Origin of the sequence: Methylotuvimicrobium sp. KM1 (assembly GCF_044788715.1) — a bacterium.
GTDB lineage: Bacteria > Pseudomonadota > Gammaproteobacteria > Methylococcales > Methylomonadaceae > Methylotuvimicrobium.
This window is the reverse complement of sequence record NZ_CP173170.1, coordinates 3,988,270-4,003,298: the sequence shown is the minus strand read 5'-3', so window position 1 is coordinate 4,003,298 and position 15,029 is coordinate 3,988,270. Positions and strand designations below refer to the sequence as shown.

Annotated in this window: 14 protein-coding genes and 1 pseudogene; 9 read left to right on the top strand and 6 right to left on the bottom strand. The window is 52.0% G+C overall.

Annotated elements, in window-relative coordinates:
• Positions 1-148: 148 nt before the first annotated feature.
• The 4 genes from ACINK7_RS17170 to tnpA all read right to left on the bottom strand — a co-directional run bounded on the left by ACINK7_RS17170 (position 149) and on the right by tnpA (position 4,293).
• A protein-coding gene (locus tag ACINK7_RS17170; RefSeq protein ID WP_156830573.1) for an ISNCY family transposase occupies positions 149-1,644 on the bottom strand; the annotation gives its coding sequence in 2 pieces (ribosomal slippage) (positions 149-1,167 and positions 1,167-1,644; 1,497 coding nt in all).
• Between the two features lie 318 nt (positions 1,645-1,962).
• Complete coding sequence (gene tnpC / locus ACINK7_RS17165) at positions 1,963-3,576, bottom strand: IS66 family transposase (RefSeq protein ID WP_404357139.1); 1,614 nt, start codon at positions 3,574-3,576, stop codon at positions 1,963-1,965.
• An 85-nt stretch (positions 3,577-3,661) separates the two neighbouring features.
• On the bottom strand, positions 3,662-4,012 hold the full coding sequence (gene tnpB / locus ACINK7_RS17160) for an IS66 family insertion sequence element accessory protein TnpB (RefSeq protein WP_404357137.1): 351 nt from the start codon (positions 4,010-4,012) through the stop codon (positions 3,662-3,664).
• Entirely contained in the window at positions 4,000-4,293 is a 294-nt protein-coding gene (gene tnpA / locus ACINK7_RS17155; RefSeq protein WP_404357136.1) for an IS66 family insertion sequence element accessory protein TnpA, read from the bottom strand. Before tnpA ends, tnpB begins: the two co-directional genes overlap by 13 nt.
• Before the next feature lie 66 nt (positions 4,294-4,359).
• Between tnpA and ACINK7_RS17150 the strand changes: the two are divergent.
• A pseudogene (locus ACINK7_RS17150) lies at positions 4,360-4,911 on the top strand (endonuclease I family protein); the annotation flags it as partial.
• A 150-nt stretch (positions 4,912-5,061) separates the two neighbouring features.
• On the opposite strand, the gene ACINK7_RS17145 reads toward ACINK7_RS17150, so the two are convergent.
• Both ACINK7_RS17145 and ACINK7_RS17140 read right to left on the bottom strand, forming a co-directional pair.
• Positions 5,062-7,401 (bottom strand): S8 family peptidase, encoded by a 2,340-nt coding sequence (locus ACINK7_RS17145; RefSeq protein WP_404357134.1) that lies wholly within the window; start codon positions 7,399-7,401, stop codon positions 5,062-5,064.
• A gap of 6 nt (positions 7,402-7,407) precedes the next feature.
• Complete coding sequence (locus ACINK7_RS17140; RefSeq protein WP_404357133.1) at positions 7,408-8,406, bottom strand: AAA family ATPase; 999 nt, start codon at positions 8,404-8,406, stop codon at positions 7,408-7,410.
• Between the two features lie 470 nt (positions 8,407-8,876).
• Here ACINK7_RS17140 and ACINK7_RS17135 point away from each other — a divergent pair, with 470 nt between their 5' ends.
• The 8 genes from ACINK7_RS17135 to ACINK7_RS17100 all read left to right on the top strand — a co-directional run bounded on the left by ACINK7_RS17135 (position 8,877) and on the right by ACINK7_RS17100 (position 14,960).
• Positions 8,877-9,374: an integrating conjugative element protein gene (locus ACINK7_RS17135; RefSeq protein WP_404357131.1), complete on the top strand. Its 498-nt coding sequence runs from the start codon at positions 8,877-8,879 to the stop codon at positions 9,372-9,374.
• A gap of 26 nt (positions 9,375-9,400) precedes the next feature.
• Positions 9,401-11,425, top strand: a complete 2,025-nt coding sequence (gene traD, locus ACINK7_RS17130; RefSeq protein ID WP_404357129.1) for a type IV conjugative transfer system coupling protein TraD — start codon at positions 9,401-9,403, stop codon at positions 11,423-11,425.
• Position 11,426: 1 nt separating this feature from the next.
• Positions 11,427-12,173, top strand: coding sequence for a TIGR03747 family integrating conjugative element membrane protein (locus ACINK7_RS17125; protein ID WP_404357128.1), 747 nt, complete (start codon positions 11,427-11,429; stop codon positions 12,171-12,173).
• A 783-nt stretch (positions 12,174-12,956) separates the two neighbouring features.
• The gene (locus tag ACINK7_RS17120; RefSeq protein ID WP_404357126.1) at positions 12,957-13,250 is read left to right on the top strand and encodes an RAQPRD family integrative conjugative element protein; all 294 of its coding nucleotides are present in this window, start codon (positions 12,957-12,959) and stop codon (positions 13,248-13,250) included.
• 1 nt (position 13,251) lies between these two features.
• Positions 13,252-13,488 (top strand): TIGR03758 family integrating conjugative element protein, encoded by a 237-nt coding sequence (locus ACINK7_RS17115; protein ID WP_404357125.1) that lies wholly within the window; start codon positions 13,252-13,254, stop codon positions 13,486-13,488.
• Between the two features lie 62 nt (positions 13,489-13,550).
• Entirely contained in the window at positions 13,551-13,919 is a 369-nt protein-coding gene (locus tag ACINK7_RS17110) for a TIGR03745 family integrating conjugative element membrane protein (RefSeq protein ID WP_404357123.1), read from the top strand.
• 3 nt (positions 13,920-13,922) lie between these two features.
• On the top strand, positions 13,923-14,309 hold the full coding sequence (locus ACINK7_RS17105) for a TIGR03750 family conjugal transfer protein (protein ID WP_404357121.1): 387 nt from the start codon (positions 13,923-13,925) through the stop codon (positions 14,307-14,309).
• Positions 14,310-14,318: 9 nt separating this feature from the next.
• Positions 14,319-14,960: a PFL_4703 family integrating conjugative element protein gene (locus ACINK7_RS17100; RefSeq protein WP_404357119.1), complete on the top strand. Its 642-nt coding sequence runs from the start codon at positions 14,319-14,321 to the stop codon at positions 14,958-14,960.
• The last annotated feature ends 69 nt before the right edge of the window (positions 14,961-15,029 follow it).

Here is a 15,029-nt window from a genome sequence, read left to right as displayed (position 1 = left end):
TCACTGAGCCTAACTCCAGCCATTTTTCGGCGCAGGTCAGTCAATTTCCTCTTTTGGTGGTGCTCAATGGTGCAAATCCGCTATTCCGGGCGAATTTTGGCCGCACCTTTCCCGTGTTTCGTCCTTTTTTCCGCCACCAGTCGTGCCTTTAGGCCGCTTTTTTGTAAGGGCCTCGTCGTCGAGCGGCTTCTTGTTGTTCTTGCTCGCGGAGCATGGCGCCCAAACGCTGAATATTGCGTGCCACGATGGCGAGGGCCACGTAGCGCTTGAAACCATCCATGCCATGATCGGGGCATTTGTTCAACCCATGAACGCCCAGCGCATTGATCGCCGATTCAACCGCTGAATGTTGGCGGCGCAGGCGGACAAACTCCGGGGCGGATTCGCGGGCTTTGTCGGCTTCCGATAGCCGGCCTTTTTTCGGCAATATCACGTTATCCAGGCGTTGTTTGAGCTCTGCTTGATTCCTTGGGCTGTGAAAGCCCTTATCAAAGCTCATGGCTTTTGCCGCGGGAAAGCGGGTTTGGGTTTGTTCGACCAAGGTCACGGCGATTTGATCGTCCGTGGTTTTTGCCATGACCTGATGGTGCAGGATAAAACGGTGTTGATCTTCGACGATAGCCACCCTCAATCCCAACTCGACCGGTACGCCGGCCTTGCCTTTACTGATCCATTCGGTATGGGGTTGAAAAATGGAAAAGACTTTCTCGGCATGCGGAATGGTTTCACCTTGCAGGACCCGACGACGAATCTGGTCGATCTGCCGCTCGGCATGCGCCAGGTAGGCATCGAGATCTGCCAACATCGCTGCCGATATGCCATGCGCTTGGTTCAGGCGCTGCCGAGTGGCGTATGCCCGTTGCACATAGACTTGGGCTTGGTCGAGGTAGGTCTGATAAGCGGCTTCGATTTGCTCTTGCTTGGCCTGACGTTTGGCTTCATCTTGCGAGGTGGAATGCTTGAGCTTTTGAATCAGCCGGTAACTTTTCTTGAAACAACGCAAGTGATAGGCGCTTTGGCGCCATTCGGTCAAATTCAGGGCGTCGCAGAGTGCGGCGCAGGTGTGCAACGTTTTGCGGATGGCATCCCACAGCAAGTTGGTGTCGGTGGGAAAATGCACGTGGGTTTTGACCACAAAGGAATCAGCGCGGGTCTTCAGGCTTTCTTCGGCGTTTTTTTTAACGCCTGGTGTCCCGCATGCACCACTTCCTGGTTGATGCGATCCAGAATCTCGGGCGTGAACAAACTGACGTTGTCCCGGATGGTTGGCAATTCATAACGGTGTTCGTCCAGCCAGTCGCTATGCCCCAGCATCTGCCGGATCGTCTTGTGTTGGTTGGCCAACTCTTGAATCCGGTCGTAATCCACATCAAGCCCTAACCGCAGTACGCCCAACACCAGTATCTTCCACTGCTCCATACCGGGTCGCCCGGTTTTATTGCTGGCTTTGCCTTTTCCGCCTGCCCGTTCGGGCATGACCTCTTCCAGAATGGCAAATATCCGCTGACGCAAGCTGACCTCGGTATAAATGTATTGCAGTCCACGCAGTAGTTGGGGAATGTCATCACGTGATTTAGGATCAATGACAATGGCGGCAATATCGGTTTCACCGAATTTGAGTTGAGGCTGAATGACGGTGCGCATGCGAATTCGAGGGATGAAGATTTTGGCTTTTAGGCGGTTACGGGCCGATTTTCGCTGGAAATAAGACAAAACCGGGGTCAGGGCAACACATCTTCGTGTTGGAAAATCATTATAACCTATTGATGAATATGAGATTAATTAATTTTCATTCAAACACTAATTAGAACAACACATCATTGTCCTGTACGATTGCTCTTTTTTTCGAATAACGGGTAATCGCATTGATCAATACAGCCAAATTCATCGGTCTTCTACTTTTCTTTACCACTCTCCAGTAAGCGCGTAGCGGTACCACGACTCCAGTTTCACCTGCAGAAATTAATCGACGTTAACAAACGGCAACAGTTCGTCGATGCGGCTGTTGGGCCAAGTGGGGAGTTTTTCCAGGGTTTCGTGTAACCAAGCAGCAGGATCAAGACCATTGAGCTTGGCGGTGCCGAGCAGAGTTTGAATGACGGCAGCCCGTTGGCCGGCGCGTTCCGAGCCTGCAAACAGCCAATTCTTTTTGCCCAGGGCAATGGGACGAATGCTGTTCTCGACGGGATTGTTGTCGATGGGCAAGTCGCCGGTTTCGGCGTAACGCGTTAGGGCCGGCCAGCGTTTCAATGTGTAATCGATGGCTTTGGCGGTTGCGGTATTCGGCGCACTGCGCAGGCGGGTTTGTTGCAACCAGTCGTGTAAGTCCGTGAGTGCCGGTTGGCTTTTCTCGGCCCGAAGGGCTTGACGTTCCTGGTGAGTTAGGTCCCGCACGTCGGCTTCGACCGCATACAAGACCGCGATACGGTTTAACGCCTCCTGTGCGATCGGGCTCTGATTGGCCTGATACAGATCGAAGAATTTCCGGCGCGCATGTGCCCAGCATGCCAGTTCGACGCACGGTTCGAGTAGGCAGGACGATTCGGGATTCGCACGCGCCGTCGCAAACAGGGCTTTGTAGCCGCCGTAGTCGTCAACCAGCAGGTGACCGTGCCAGTCTTGTAGAAAGTTCTGCGCATGCCGGCCACTGCGACCGGCTTGGTAGTCGAAGACGATGATCTTGGGTCCGGGTTGCAAGTCATTACTGCGGTAGGCCCACAGGTAGGCTTTTTTGGTTTTGCCGCTACCGGGATCGAGTTGCGGGACCGGCGTTTCGTCGGCGTGCAAGCTGTCGCGTTGCAATAAGTGCCAGGTTAAACGATCGGCCAAGGGCTCCAGGGCGACACCGAGGCGTCCGACCCAATCGGCCAGGGTCGAGCGGGACAGAATCACGCCGCTGCGGGCGGCGATCTGTTCCAGTCGGTACAGCGGCAAGTGATCGAGGAATTTGCCGATCAGCACCCAGGTCAGCAAGCCGACCGCTGCCATGCCGCCATCGATCACTGCCGGGGAAATCGGCGCCGCCGTGATGGTTTCGCAAGTCCGACAGGCATATTGTGGACGGATATGACGGTGGACAAAGAATTTGGCCGGTTCAACGTCCAGTTGTTCGGTGACGTCTTCGCCGATCTTGACCAAGTCTTTTCCACACTTCCCACAGGTGCAGGACTCGGGTTCGTGACGGTGTTCGATGCGGGGCAAGTGAGGCGGTAAAGGTTGGCGACCGGCACGGGGGCGTTTGGGTCGAGTGACCGTTTCGCATGGGCTGTCATCCTGTAGCTGCTCGACTTCGGCTTCGATGGCCGAAAGGTCGGTGTTCCAGGTTTCCTCGAACACGTCGCGTTGCAGCGGCGCCAGCGCTTCGCTCTTGGTGCTGAAGCGGATACGCTTGTAATAGGCCAATTCGTAGGTCAGGGCACCGATTTTGAGGTCCTTGGCCTGGATGTCAGCTTCTTTAGCCTCAATGGTTTTGGCATCCTGAGCGGCTTGATCAAGTAGCGCCTGCAGCAACGCCGCGACCTGGTTTTTCGCGGCGGGCTCCAGGTTCAATTGATCGAGTTCAGCCAGTGGATTCATGGGGCTTATTATACCCTATAAATCCCTCTGAAGCACTTGATTCAACTGGGTTTCTACGATTTTTTTACGTGTTTTTTCAGGCCTTTTAGACTTGCCAATCGGCTGACGATGACGCCGATAAGCGCTGCCAATCGACACCGGCAATCAACCATTGCCACTGTGTCTGACTCAGAGCAAATACGGTCTCGCCGACCTTGGGCCAGGTAAACGAGCCTCGATGCAGACGCCGCTGACACAGCCAGACGCCATTGCCGTCCCACAGCAACAATTTCAAACGATTACCGGCACGATTGCGAAAAATAAACGCTGCCCCGGCGCATGGCGCATGACCTAACTGCTGCTGCACAATCGACGACAAACCATCGATGCCCCGCCTTAGGTCGACCGACTCAACCGCCAGCCAGATCTGCGCCGGACTCTCAATCAAGCCAGACATTGCAGCAACTCCCCCAGCCAATGCGGCGATACGCTGCCCGGGATTTCCAAAACGTGGCCTTGCGGCCAACGCAACGACATCGAACCCGAGACCGTCGGCTCCGGTTGCAACCGGACCGGTATCAATGCAGGCGCATCTGCGTCCGCCGCCTGCCGAGCCAATCGGCACCAGCGGGTAAAGGTTTTGTAGTTCAAACCAGCCTGACGGCAATACGCTGACTTGGTCAGCCCACTGGCTTGCCAGGCTTCAAGATGGTGTTTCTGTCTCTCCGATAATGCCATGCGCTCTCCTCATGGAAAAATTCTGAGGATAACAGTGGCTGCGAGGAATTTTTAGATGGTGGCGTTGGGCGCTTACGCTCGAATTATAACTTCGGCATGTTGCCGTCAACGCCCAAGCAGCACGGCGCTTGCGATTTCAAAGTCGATTTCAAAGGCAGAACCGCCGAACCCAGGGATGAAGTCAAAGGCCAGATCGCGCGTATCTATTTCTACATGCACGATCGCTACAACATGCGAATGTCGCGGCAACAGCAACAGTTATTGATGGCGTGGGACAAGCAATACCCGGTCAGCGATTGGGAAAGAGAGCGGGATAGACGTATTGCCGCCCGCATGGGTCACAACAACCCGTTCGTGACTGGTGAGCGCCAATGGGCGCTTGGCCACAAAAACACCGCCGACGGTATTTACACACCGATTCCAGTGAGTCATCCGGCATCGCCGGAACGCAAACAGGTTGTAAGCGGCGTCATTCGTGGCAACCGGAACAGCAAGGTTTACCATTTGCCGGCCGGCTGCCCGAGCTATGACGCGATGAAGCCAAGAAACATCATCGAGTTTTCTAGCGAAGCCGAGGCTCGAGCGGCCGGGTTCCGGAAAGCGGGGAATTGTCGGTGATAGGGGTAACCTCTGAGATATAACAACTCGATAGTCAAATATCGACCCCAAGGCGACGGTCAAGAATTAACTGGTCGAATATCCGTTATTTATATACCAGACGTCATTGATTCGAACAAACCAAGTGATTGTTATGTTCGAAATATCAAACTATATCCTGGCTCTAGCCCGCTGACGTTGTTGTAAGCGGTTTTGAATTTGGGTGTATAGCTTAGCTTCCTGATTCTCTCGATCACGTAAGCAGACCACGAGTGAGTATTCCTCGGTGGTTTTGGTATCAGACTCGCCCCAAGGGTGATCATTTCTGGTGACAACAACAAACAGCCGTTCGGTTTTTAATTTGGAATTACGGTTGAACTGTTTGAATTGCCACATTGCAGATTGAACCGTGCCTTTGCTTCTGAGACTTCTGCTAATGCTTGCACCTTTTAATTCCTTGATGTTATCAAAATCTTCCTTGCTGGTCGCCTTGTTGAACATTTTGACCGCATGTTCAAGATTAGGAGCTGAAACTAATCTATAGTCCAGCCGCATAGCCTTATAGGTGACTCGCGTTGATCGAACTGGTGGTGTGTGAGCCAGACTAACTACAATTTCGCGGACTCTTTTGCCTGAAGAAACAAAATCCTCTGGCACCAACAATTCGTAAAAATGGTGGCGCTTGTTTTCAATTTGACCTTCAGCAATCAGGGTAACTTCGTCTTCCAAGGATTTAAGCAATGCCCGTGCATCGACATAACCGTATCCCAGTACTTTTCTGGCTGAGTCGTCTTTATCAAAAATTCCCGATGAAGAGCTTGGTATTGCGGCGTGTGTAACCAGTAATGCGCGAAGTAAATTGGCGTTTGCTCCAGGATGTTCCGATAATATTTTTCCAGCTAAATGGGTGATATGGGGTGCAGCAAAGCTGGTGCCGCATTTAAGCCCCAACAGACTACCTTGGGCGAAATCCAGATTGGCCGATAGCTCGCCTAGACCTTGTTCGTGAATATGATTTGCACCACTACGAGCATTTAAAACCCAGTTGCCGCCAAAGGCCACCAGTTCAGGCTTTATGGCACCACCTACCGTTGGTCCATGACGGGTAAACGGTGAAGGCTGTTCGATTTTGGCTATGGGTAATTCAGCAGGGTCATGAGTATGGCGCTGAGCATTTAGGCTTGCTTCCCAACGTGCCAAACTGCCGACCGTCAATGCATTAATTGCTGTGGCGGGATCGATAATCGACCAATCATCATGAATTAAATACTGTGGATAGTCTTGTCTCCAGGCTAGTCCATCAAGCTGGCTAGGCAATACATTTCCAGACGAAACGACAAATAAAACACCCAGTTCATGGGACAATCTGTCCAAGGTATATGCCAAACCGCGAACATGTCCGCCGAGATAAGGTTTGCGGCTATCACCGAAAGAAAGGTTGAAAACACGGCAATTGTATTCGTCAACAAAATAGCGAACGGCAGCATCAATATGGTTTTCAATCAGGCCGTCATTTTCATTATTACTATCCAGAATGCGTCCGCTAAAAAGACGCAATTCAGGGATGAATGAGCCGACCTCTATTGATTTTGCCAAATCGCCATACAACGCAATGCCGGCGACATGGGTTCCATGACCACTTTCATCTGCTGCAATATGGCCAGGCAAAAAGCTTTGCGCATCGCCTACCGCAGACCCCAACAATGGATGCCCAGTAGCAAGCCCACTATCCAGTACCACAACACCCGGTGCGGTGGGTAGCGGTGACGGAGCAATTGGGAATTGCTGAATATCTAGGCCGAGATGCTTTATATTCAGGCCAAAACGCGGAGGTAGATCAACAATGCGTATATCACGGTGATGCAGCAGTTGTTCGGCTTGAGTGCGATTACAGCGGACGCGATATATGGTAAGTCCTGATTGTTTAACGCTATCAGGAAACTCAATTCCATTTTCTTTAAGCCATGATTCAAACTTGCTACAAAGTAATTGGCGTTCCCTGGCATTATCCTCAATCGGCCACAGTTCAAGGTCGAGATAGAATGTATCAGTTAGAGGCAAGCCTTCCTGCTTTAATGACCAACTGGCTCTATCGTCCGGCGTCCATCCCCTCATACCCTGTAAGGCATAATAGACTTGCTTATTGGTAACGCTTTCCCCTTGAGCTATTGACGCTAACTTGGCTTCAAACGATTGCAAAGCCGATTGGCTAACAAAAGCAATGATAACTTCATCAGCTTCTTGACTCACAAACTCAATTTCTTTGGAAATTTTTTTCAAATCATCGGGATTGAAAAAGCCTTTGTCAACTTGAAAGCTAAACAGCTTACGATCATCAAAACCACCTATGTCCTGCTCGGTTTGTTGAATGGTTTTCTGTAATTGAAGTTGTAAAGATTGTCCATGAGCTACAGGATTATCTAGTTTTTTGGATCGAGGTGGTTGGCCTGGTCGTTTCTCGGTTATAGGGGTTTCACGTTGTAGTGGCAAATGTGGATAACTTGATGTCATGAATAACTATTCCTGTTTAGAAACCCGATTCCTTCTTGCATCCTCTCGGCGTATGGCTGATTGAATGTGCCGTTCGGTCAAAAACTCTTTACCTGATAAGACTTTTTCTTTAATGGCGCGGCGTAAAACCCGTTCGACATCGGCATGTGACATGCTTTTGAACAATCCAGAAATTTTGCCATTGTCAATTTCGAATTCCCTGCGCACACCTTTAAGCTTGATGGCAAGTAAGCGTTTAAGCTGTTCTAAATTAGGGGCTTCAAACACTAACACTTCATCAAAGCGTCGCCAAATTGCGGAATCCAAAATACCTTCATGATTAGTGGCTGCGATTAATAAACTTTTACCGTCATAAGCATCCAACATTTGTAAAAAAGCATTAACGACGCGTTTTAATTCACCATGCTCAGCACTGTCGGCACGGTCTTTTGCCAACGCATCAAACTCGTCGAATAACACTACCATAGGGATGGCTGTTATAAAATCGAATACTTTACGCAGGTTTGCCGCCGTTTCACCCAGATAGGAGGATACAACACTATCAATCCGGACAATCGCCAAGGGTAAGCCAAGTTCGCCAGCAACAATTTCCGCCGATAGCGTCTTTCCGCATCCAGGCGGTCCACAGAAAAGCAAGCGGTCCGCAGGAAATAAGCCGTGTGTTTTAAGGATTTCAACACGATGATGTTCTTCTAGGATTTCGTCCAGCAGAGAACGATTTTCATCAGATAAAATAACATCATCAATTCTGCGCAGGGGTTCTTTTATTTGTAAAAGAGCTAAGCCCCGTTCTTTATCTTCAGGTAATTTTGAGAATACAAAACGTTTTGCTTGCTCGGAAGAACTACGTCGACCATAGAGAATTTTTTCCAAATCATTGGCAAGTAAATGGTGTTGCTTATCCCGTTCTTCCTGAATAACTTTTTCAGAAACACGACGGAAAGATTCTGAATCGCCCTCAGAACCAGACTTTATAAGTTGTCTTAGCAGTGCACCGGAAGCCATAACTTCTCCATTTTCCTCAAATTATTGCAATTTCAAAAAATATTTGTTCTACATTCTAAATGGCATTTTAATAATGATAACCGCTGGACAAAGATTTGTGTAATAAAACAGCATTGATCAATGTAGCTCAAGCAATATCAATAGTGATTGACCAATTACTGATTGTGACCGGACATTCAATTGTACTGATTTCCAAAAATTGACCGTCTCAAGTTGGTCGGAACCAGATGTTCAGCCGATTTAAAGTGAATTATTTCTTTGCGTCCGCTTTAGAATAGTCATCCAAGGATAACATCTTAACCCATGGCTCGATTCAGACGGTGTCGCTAGTACTGATTTTAAAAAAATAGTACACAGCACAGAGTACATCAAGGCAACAATAAAAACCCTTCCAAATTGGCTTAAGGGTTTTTTATTGTCGATTTCATTCCGGTTATCAACAATGACGACTCCATCAAAAGGAGTCCGTTATGCGTTGCGTCATTGACTGTTTCATTCTCATCGCGCTATTCGGCACGGCAGCCAACAGCGAGCCAGTGGTCCTATTCGACGCCAGCAACACGCGGCCAATGCCGGACCGTTTGCAAATCAGCCAACCGAATTATCAACAATCCCTATCTTTACCGGATATTCCGCAAAACTTAGATCCGCTGCCGGTCCGCAGCCAGGCGCTGACGCCGGGTCTTGTTCAATCGCGCGTAATCGATCGGCCCGGACTCGATCGCCCGGTGTTCATCGTCGGATATGACGAGCTGTCGCTCAACTGGCTTCGGCATAACCTGGAACAGCTAAAACGGCATCGTGCGACCGGCATCGTCGTCAACGTGGAGAATCCGGATCAACTGCGTCAATTAAGGCAAGCCGCCGATGGATTGGCAGTCAACCCGGTTCCGGGCGATAAGATCGCCCGGCAATTGGAACTGACGCATTACCCGGTGTTGATTTCAAAAAACCGCATCGAGCAATGAACAAGCATTATCCCGTCGAAGCGCTGTTGCGTCCTCCGATCGAACTGTGGTCCGCCTTTTGCGCGTTCGGTATCGCGCTGATCTCCGCCCTGGCGCCTTGGGCGATCATGATGACGCCGGCGGTCGGTTATCTGTCGGCGGTGCTGTTAACCGGGTTCGGGCTCTATCGACTGTTTGACGCGCTGGTTATCCTGCGTTATCAACGAAACATGCGCCGGATGCCGGAATATGTCGTCGAGCCGAAGGCCATTCCGGTCAGCCGCCGCCGACTGTTTCTAGGCAAGGGCTTCCTGTGGCGGCAACAACATACGCAGCGATTGCGCGACACCCTGAATCCGAAAGTCCGGCATTACATCGAACCGTCCGCACTGTATCGCTGGGCCCGACGCAGGGAGTCGCAATGGGAACATTCATTCCTACTCAATAGAGTCGCCAAACTATTGCGAAGCCATTCGCCGTGGAACCCGGTCAGACCCTTGCCGCCGGTCGGCGGCAAACCGCACATTCACGCCGTCGAAATGCGGGAGCAGGATGTCACGATGGATCTACGCGAACGGGTCGGTCATACCTTGGTGCTCGGTACCACCCGCGTCGGCAAAACACGCTTGGCGGAAATCCTGATTACCCAGGATATTGCCCGGGGCGATACCGTTATCGTATTCGATCCGAAGGGTGACGCCGACCTGATGAAACGCGTGGTCGCCGAAGCCAAACGGGCCGGGCGTAGCGACGAGACCTACATTTTCCACTTGGGCTATCCCGATATCTCCTGCCGTTACAATGCGATCGGCAACTTTTCCCGAATCACCGAAGTCGCCACACGACTGACCAACGCCTTGCCAAGCGAAGGCAACTCCGCTGCTTTCCGGGAATTCGCCTGGCGGTTCACCAACATGATCGCGGTGGCCTTGGTCAAAATGGGCCGTCGTCCGGATTACCGGCAAGTCACGCGTTACATCACCCATATCGAACCCCTGCTGATCGAATACTACCGGCAGTGGTTGCCGGATGTCGCGCCGATCGAATGGGTCCAGGAAGTCCAGCGCATGGCGGATGCTATTAATGAACGGGATCTGCCGTTCGCGCTGAAAGGCCGGTCGCACGAGGCGATTGCGTTAGTGCGTTATGCCAAAGAGAACGGCTTGTACGATCCGGTCGCCGACGGCCTGCGCTCCGCCTTCGAGTACGACAAAACCTATTTCGACAAGATCGTGGCCTCGCTGCTGCCGCTGATGGAAAAACTGATCTCCGGCAAAACCGCGTCATTGATCTCGCCGGATTATTCGGACATGGAAGACAATCGCCCGATCATCGATTGGCGCCAGATCATTCGCCGCAAGGGCGTGGTCTATATTGGCTTGGATGCGCTAACCGACACGGCGGTCGCGTCGGCGGTCGGCAATTCCATGTTCGCCGACCTGGTGTCGGTGTCGGGGGAAATTTACAAACACGGCACCGATCGCGGCATGCCGGAAACGGAACAGGCGCCGGACATGCCGACCATTTCGCTGCATGCCGACGAATTCAACGAACTGATCGGCGACGAGTTTATTCCACTGCTGAACAAAGCCGGCGGGTCCGGATTTCAGGTGACGGCTTACACACAAACCTGGTCCGACGTGGAAGCGCGAATCGGCAGCAAGGCCAAAGCCGGGCAGGTCGCTGGCAACTTCAATACGCTGATCATGCTCAGGGTCAAGGAATTGGCCACAGCGGAAATGCTGACCAGTCAAGTCGATAGCTGTAACGTGACCACCGTAACCGAAGTCTCCGGCGTCAACGACACCGCCGACCCGACTTCCAAGGTCGATTTCACCTCGACCAACCAGGACCGGATATCGGTCACCGAAGTCCCGTTGATCACCCCGGCCAACGTGATGGCCTTGCCGAAAGGCCAGGCCTTCGCGCTGCTCGAAGGCGGTAATCTGTGGAAAATCCGCATGCCGCTGCCGTCCAAAAGCGACGACGGCATGATGCCGAAGAACTTGCGCGAAGTGGCCGCCGAAATGCAGCGCCGTTATTTGACCAGTGACCACTGGTGGGCCGGCTGACATGGCGGAGCAAACCAAACGGCGGCCGGCGTCGGCGCAGCAAAGCGCAGAGCAAGGCATTATAGCGACGACACTGATCCGCGTACTCCAGATCGTGATGTACTTGATCCTGACGCTGGTCTTTTCGATCGTGATCGAGTGGGTGGGTATGGCGATCGGCTGGTGGGACGAGCCGGGCGCGGAGCACAGCGAACGCATGCTGCAACAGGAGTTACAGTATTTGAACCGCGATTTCCGGCAAAGCGCAATCGTCGAGAGTCCGAGGCGCTATGCCGAGCGTTTTTCCAAACATTTTTACGATCTGACCTTCAAAAAAACGGGCATTCAATCCGCCGTGATTTGGCTGGCAACTCCTACCAACACCCATTCAGGTAATGTCAGAAAAGGTCTGCATCGTCTGTTTCAAATGGTCGAGGCCTACGTTCTGGCTGCTATGACCGTGACGCAGATATTCGGGGTGCGTCTGGCAGTATTGACCTTGGCAATGCCGGCCTTCGTCCTGTTGGGTGCGACGGGCTTGGTCGATGGACTGGTGCAACGCGACATTCGCCGCTGGAGTGGCGGGAGAGAATCGTCGTTCGTCTATCACTGGGCCAAAAAAGCGCTCTATCCGTCGTTAATTCTGCCCTGGATCGTCTATCTCGCAATGCCCGTTAGCGTTCATCCCAATCTGGTCGTTCTGCCGTTCGCCGTGCTGTTCGCGGTATCGATTTTGGTGATGTCGTCGACGTTTAAAAAATATTTGTAACGTGATGAATAACAACAGGGCTTTATGAAATGAGTGAAGGGGAGTCGCTATTTTTGCGAAAGATTTTTTCCGGGCATCCTGCTTGAAAAATCAGCAAAAATTACGCGACTGCTAATGCCTTCGGCGGCCCCGATTCGCCCTGCGTCCGTGCCACTACGCCACATCCTCGTATACTCGATGCGGCTTCGTAGCACTCCCGCAAATGGCTTGACGCCGTGTCGCGATGCCTTGTATTTTGCCTCCGCCTGCGCTATTCGCGCAGACTCCGGCAAAACACCCGGCGCTACGGCTATCGGGGACTAAAAATCTTCACTTCGCTAGCGCTCCGTTTCCAAGATTTTCAGCGAATGCACAGTTTTGAGGATGATAGCAGTCGCCATTGGACGGCCTGCTGCGAATGCAATAGAGAAGAAACGGCAATGATAAGAATCAATGCTCCTGCGGTTGGAGATGTACAGAATGGAACGGACTCGGTTGTTTTCTCGGGACAGCGATTGTTGGCGGAGCGTTAAATATCCCGAAAATCTCACGATCTAAAGAGCGCCACCAACGGTATTTGAAGTATAGCGACTGTTTCGAATCATTTATCAATTATTGTCGGTGGGATGCAGAGCCGGAACGAAGTTGGAATATCAAAACAAAAGAAGAAACGCCGAAAAAATCGGCCATAAAAAACCCATGGGAAATTCAGTTAGGGTTTTTTATGGCTTTTTTGCATTCGGATGCAAACAATAACCGTCAAGCAATCACTATTACTCACTCTCGAATCGCGAAGAGAACGTCATGGTCCAAAAAACAATCATCACCGCGCTGCTGCTCGCTTGTCCTTTCACGGCCTCTGCCGACAACGACGCCGAGCGAACCGCGTTAGCCAAAATCAAACATGAAATTGAATCCTTGAAACCGCTGATCGCCGAAGCCAAAGCCCAGGCAGACAGCGACGCCAGGGTGCAATTTCACTATGACTGGTTGGCATTAGACCTCGATCGCATGGTTTTGGGGATTCAAGAGCATTTATCGGCTCCGTCGACGCAGCCGCGCAGTTTTCCGCCCTTGAAAGGCGACTACCGGCACTGACATGACGAATCAGCAAACCGCCGCTTTCACGCAGGCCACCGGTAATATCGCCAATCCCGGACAACTGTTGTTAGGGATCGCCATGGTCTTCGCGGTGATTTATTTGCTGTGGTTGGTCTGGATCACGAAATCGCAATATCACGCCTGGCAAACCAGGAAAGGAGACTTTTATGACATGACTTCTTCCGTGCTCAGAGCAATCGTTGTGGTCTTGCTCGTGGGCTACTTCATCCGTTGACCCAACCCTAAACTGAATCTAATTCGCTGGTCTCATTCTCTTTCATAATGGAGATAACACACATGAACAAACTCAACAACACGATAGGACAATCCGCTCATCGACTCACCGCTTTCATCGTCTTTTCCTTGTCGATGCTCAGTGTCAACGCGCAAGCGGCCTTGCCTGCGCCGGTCGCTCCCAGTAACGCCCCGGCGGCGGGCAACTGGCTGGAGTTGATCAAGGGCTATGCCAAGGACGCCGGGCTCGTCATCGGACTGATCATCGCGGTCGTGGCGTTTTTATGGATCGGTTGGATTACGATCGCCAAATTCAACGAGGCCAGAGCAGGGCGGGCCGAATGGGGTGAAGTCGGCTTAACTGCGGTCGTCGCAGCGGGGGTGATGATTTTCATCAGCTTCTTACTGACCGAAGCGTCGAACGTCATCTAACCGATGGACGCGCAAGATATTAGCACGGAAACACTGGCTGACCGGCTCAATCAGGAGCCGGTCATCTTCCGTGGCAGCACCAATTCGGAGCTGGGCATGATTTTGTTATGCGCCACCGTGTTCTGGTTGCCCGCCGGGCTCCTGCTCGCCGGGCTGTTCGGAGCCCCCGTGATGGGTCTCGGAATCGCCACACTGGGCGTGCTGGCGACGATCGTTTTCGGCTCGACGGGGTTCCAACGGATCAAGCGCGGCCGCCCCGACTTTTATTATCAGCATGTTCTGATACTCAAGCTGAACAAATTCGGCCTGCGCTCATCCTCGTTGATTGCCCGGCAAGGGCCGTGGGACTTGGGACGCACCCTGCCGCGTTCGTTTCACTCTCATCGATAAGAGGCCGTCATGCGCTATCGGGACGAAAACAGTACGCTCAAATCGCACATCAATTCTTTGCGTATCGTGATCGGTTTCCAGCTGTTATTGATCGTGGGCCTGTGGTACGGCTGGCATCAGTCGAGAAACGATATCCGTTTTCACATACCACCGGACCTGCGTTCCGGCGCGGTGTTAAAGCTCGATGAAGTCCCGCCGCCGAACGTCTATGCCTTCGCCCATTATATCTTTCAGCAACTCAACCACTGGGAGGAAAACGGCGAAACCGATTACGGCAAGCAAGTGTTCCGCATGGCGGCGTATCTGACCCCGGAATTTCGGCAATTTCTAACCCATGATCTGGAACTGCGAGGCAAGCGGGGGGAATTGAGCGGACGGGTTCGGGGCATTCAACTCATCCCCGGCCACGGCTACGAAGAGCGCCGGGTGGACGTGCTCGATCGCAATACCTGGCTGGTATGGCTCGATTTTCGTATCGAGGAAACGGTGCGCGGCATGGACGTAAAAAGCCTGGACATTCGCTATCCGATTCGCGTCGTGCGCTACCATGTCGATCCAGAAGTCAACCCGTGGGGCTTGGCTCTGGACGGCTTCGGCGGCGAAGGGCCGCAGCGGTTGAGCAACGAAGAAAAAGCAGGGGGACCGTCATGATTAACATAAGAAACAAAACAGGGAGGTCGGTATATCTACACTACGCTTTTTATACTCAAATGAAGGCCA

Coding starts and splice junctions, on each gene's coding strand:
- ACINK7_RS17105 (WP_404357121.1), top strand. CDS start 13,923: ATGGACGCGCAAGATATTAGCACGGAAACACTGGCTGACCGGCTCAAT.
- ACINK7_RS17140 (WP_404357133.1), bottom strand. CDS start 8,406: ATGGCTTCCGGTGCACTGCTAAGACAACTTATAAAGTCTGGTTCTGAG.
- ACINK7_RS17115 (WP_404357125.1), top strand. CDS start 13,252: ATGACGAATCAGCAAACCGCCGCTTTCACGCAGGCCACCGGTAATATC.
- ACINK7_RS17135 (WP_404357131.1), top strand. CDS start 8,877: ATGCGTTGCGTCATTGACTGTTTCATTCTCATCGCGCTATTCGGCACG.
- tnpA (WP_404357136.1), bottom strand. CDS start 4,293: ATGGCATTATCGGAGAGACAGAAACACCATCTTGAAGCCTGGCAAGCC.
- ACINK7_RS17100 (WP_404357119.1), top strand. CDS start 14,319: ATGCGCTATCGGGACGAAAACAGTACGCTCAAATCGCACATCAATTCT.
- ACINK7_RS17145 (WP_404357134.1), bottom strand. CDS start 7,401: ATGACATCAAGTTATCCACATTTGCCACTACAACGTGAAACCCCTATA.
- tnpB (WP_404357137.1), bottom strand. CDS start 4,012: ATGTCTGGCTTGATTGAGAGTCCGGCGCAGATCTGGCTGGCGGTTGAG.
- tnpC (WP_404357139.1), bottom strand. CDS start 3,576: ATGAATCCACTGGCTGAACTCGATCAATTGAACCTGGAGCCCGCCGCG.
- ACINK7_RS17125 (WP_404357128.1), top strand. CDS start 11,427: ATGGCGGAGCAAACCAAACGGCGGCCGGCGTCGGCGCAGCAAAGCGCA.
- ACINK7_RS17110 (WP_404357123.1), top strand. CDS start 13,551: ATGAACAAACTCAACAACACGATAGGACAATCCGCTCATCGACTCACC.
- ACINK7_RS17120 (WP_404357126.1), top strand. CDS start 12,957: ATGGTCCAAAAAACAATCATCACCGCGCTGCTGCTCGCTTGTCCTTTC.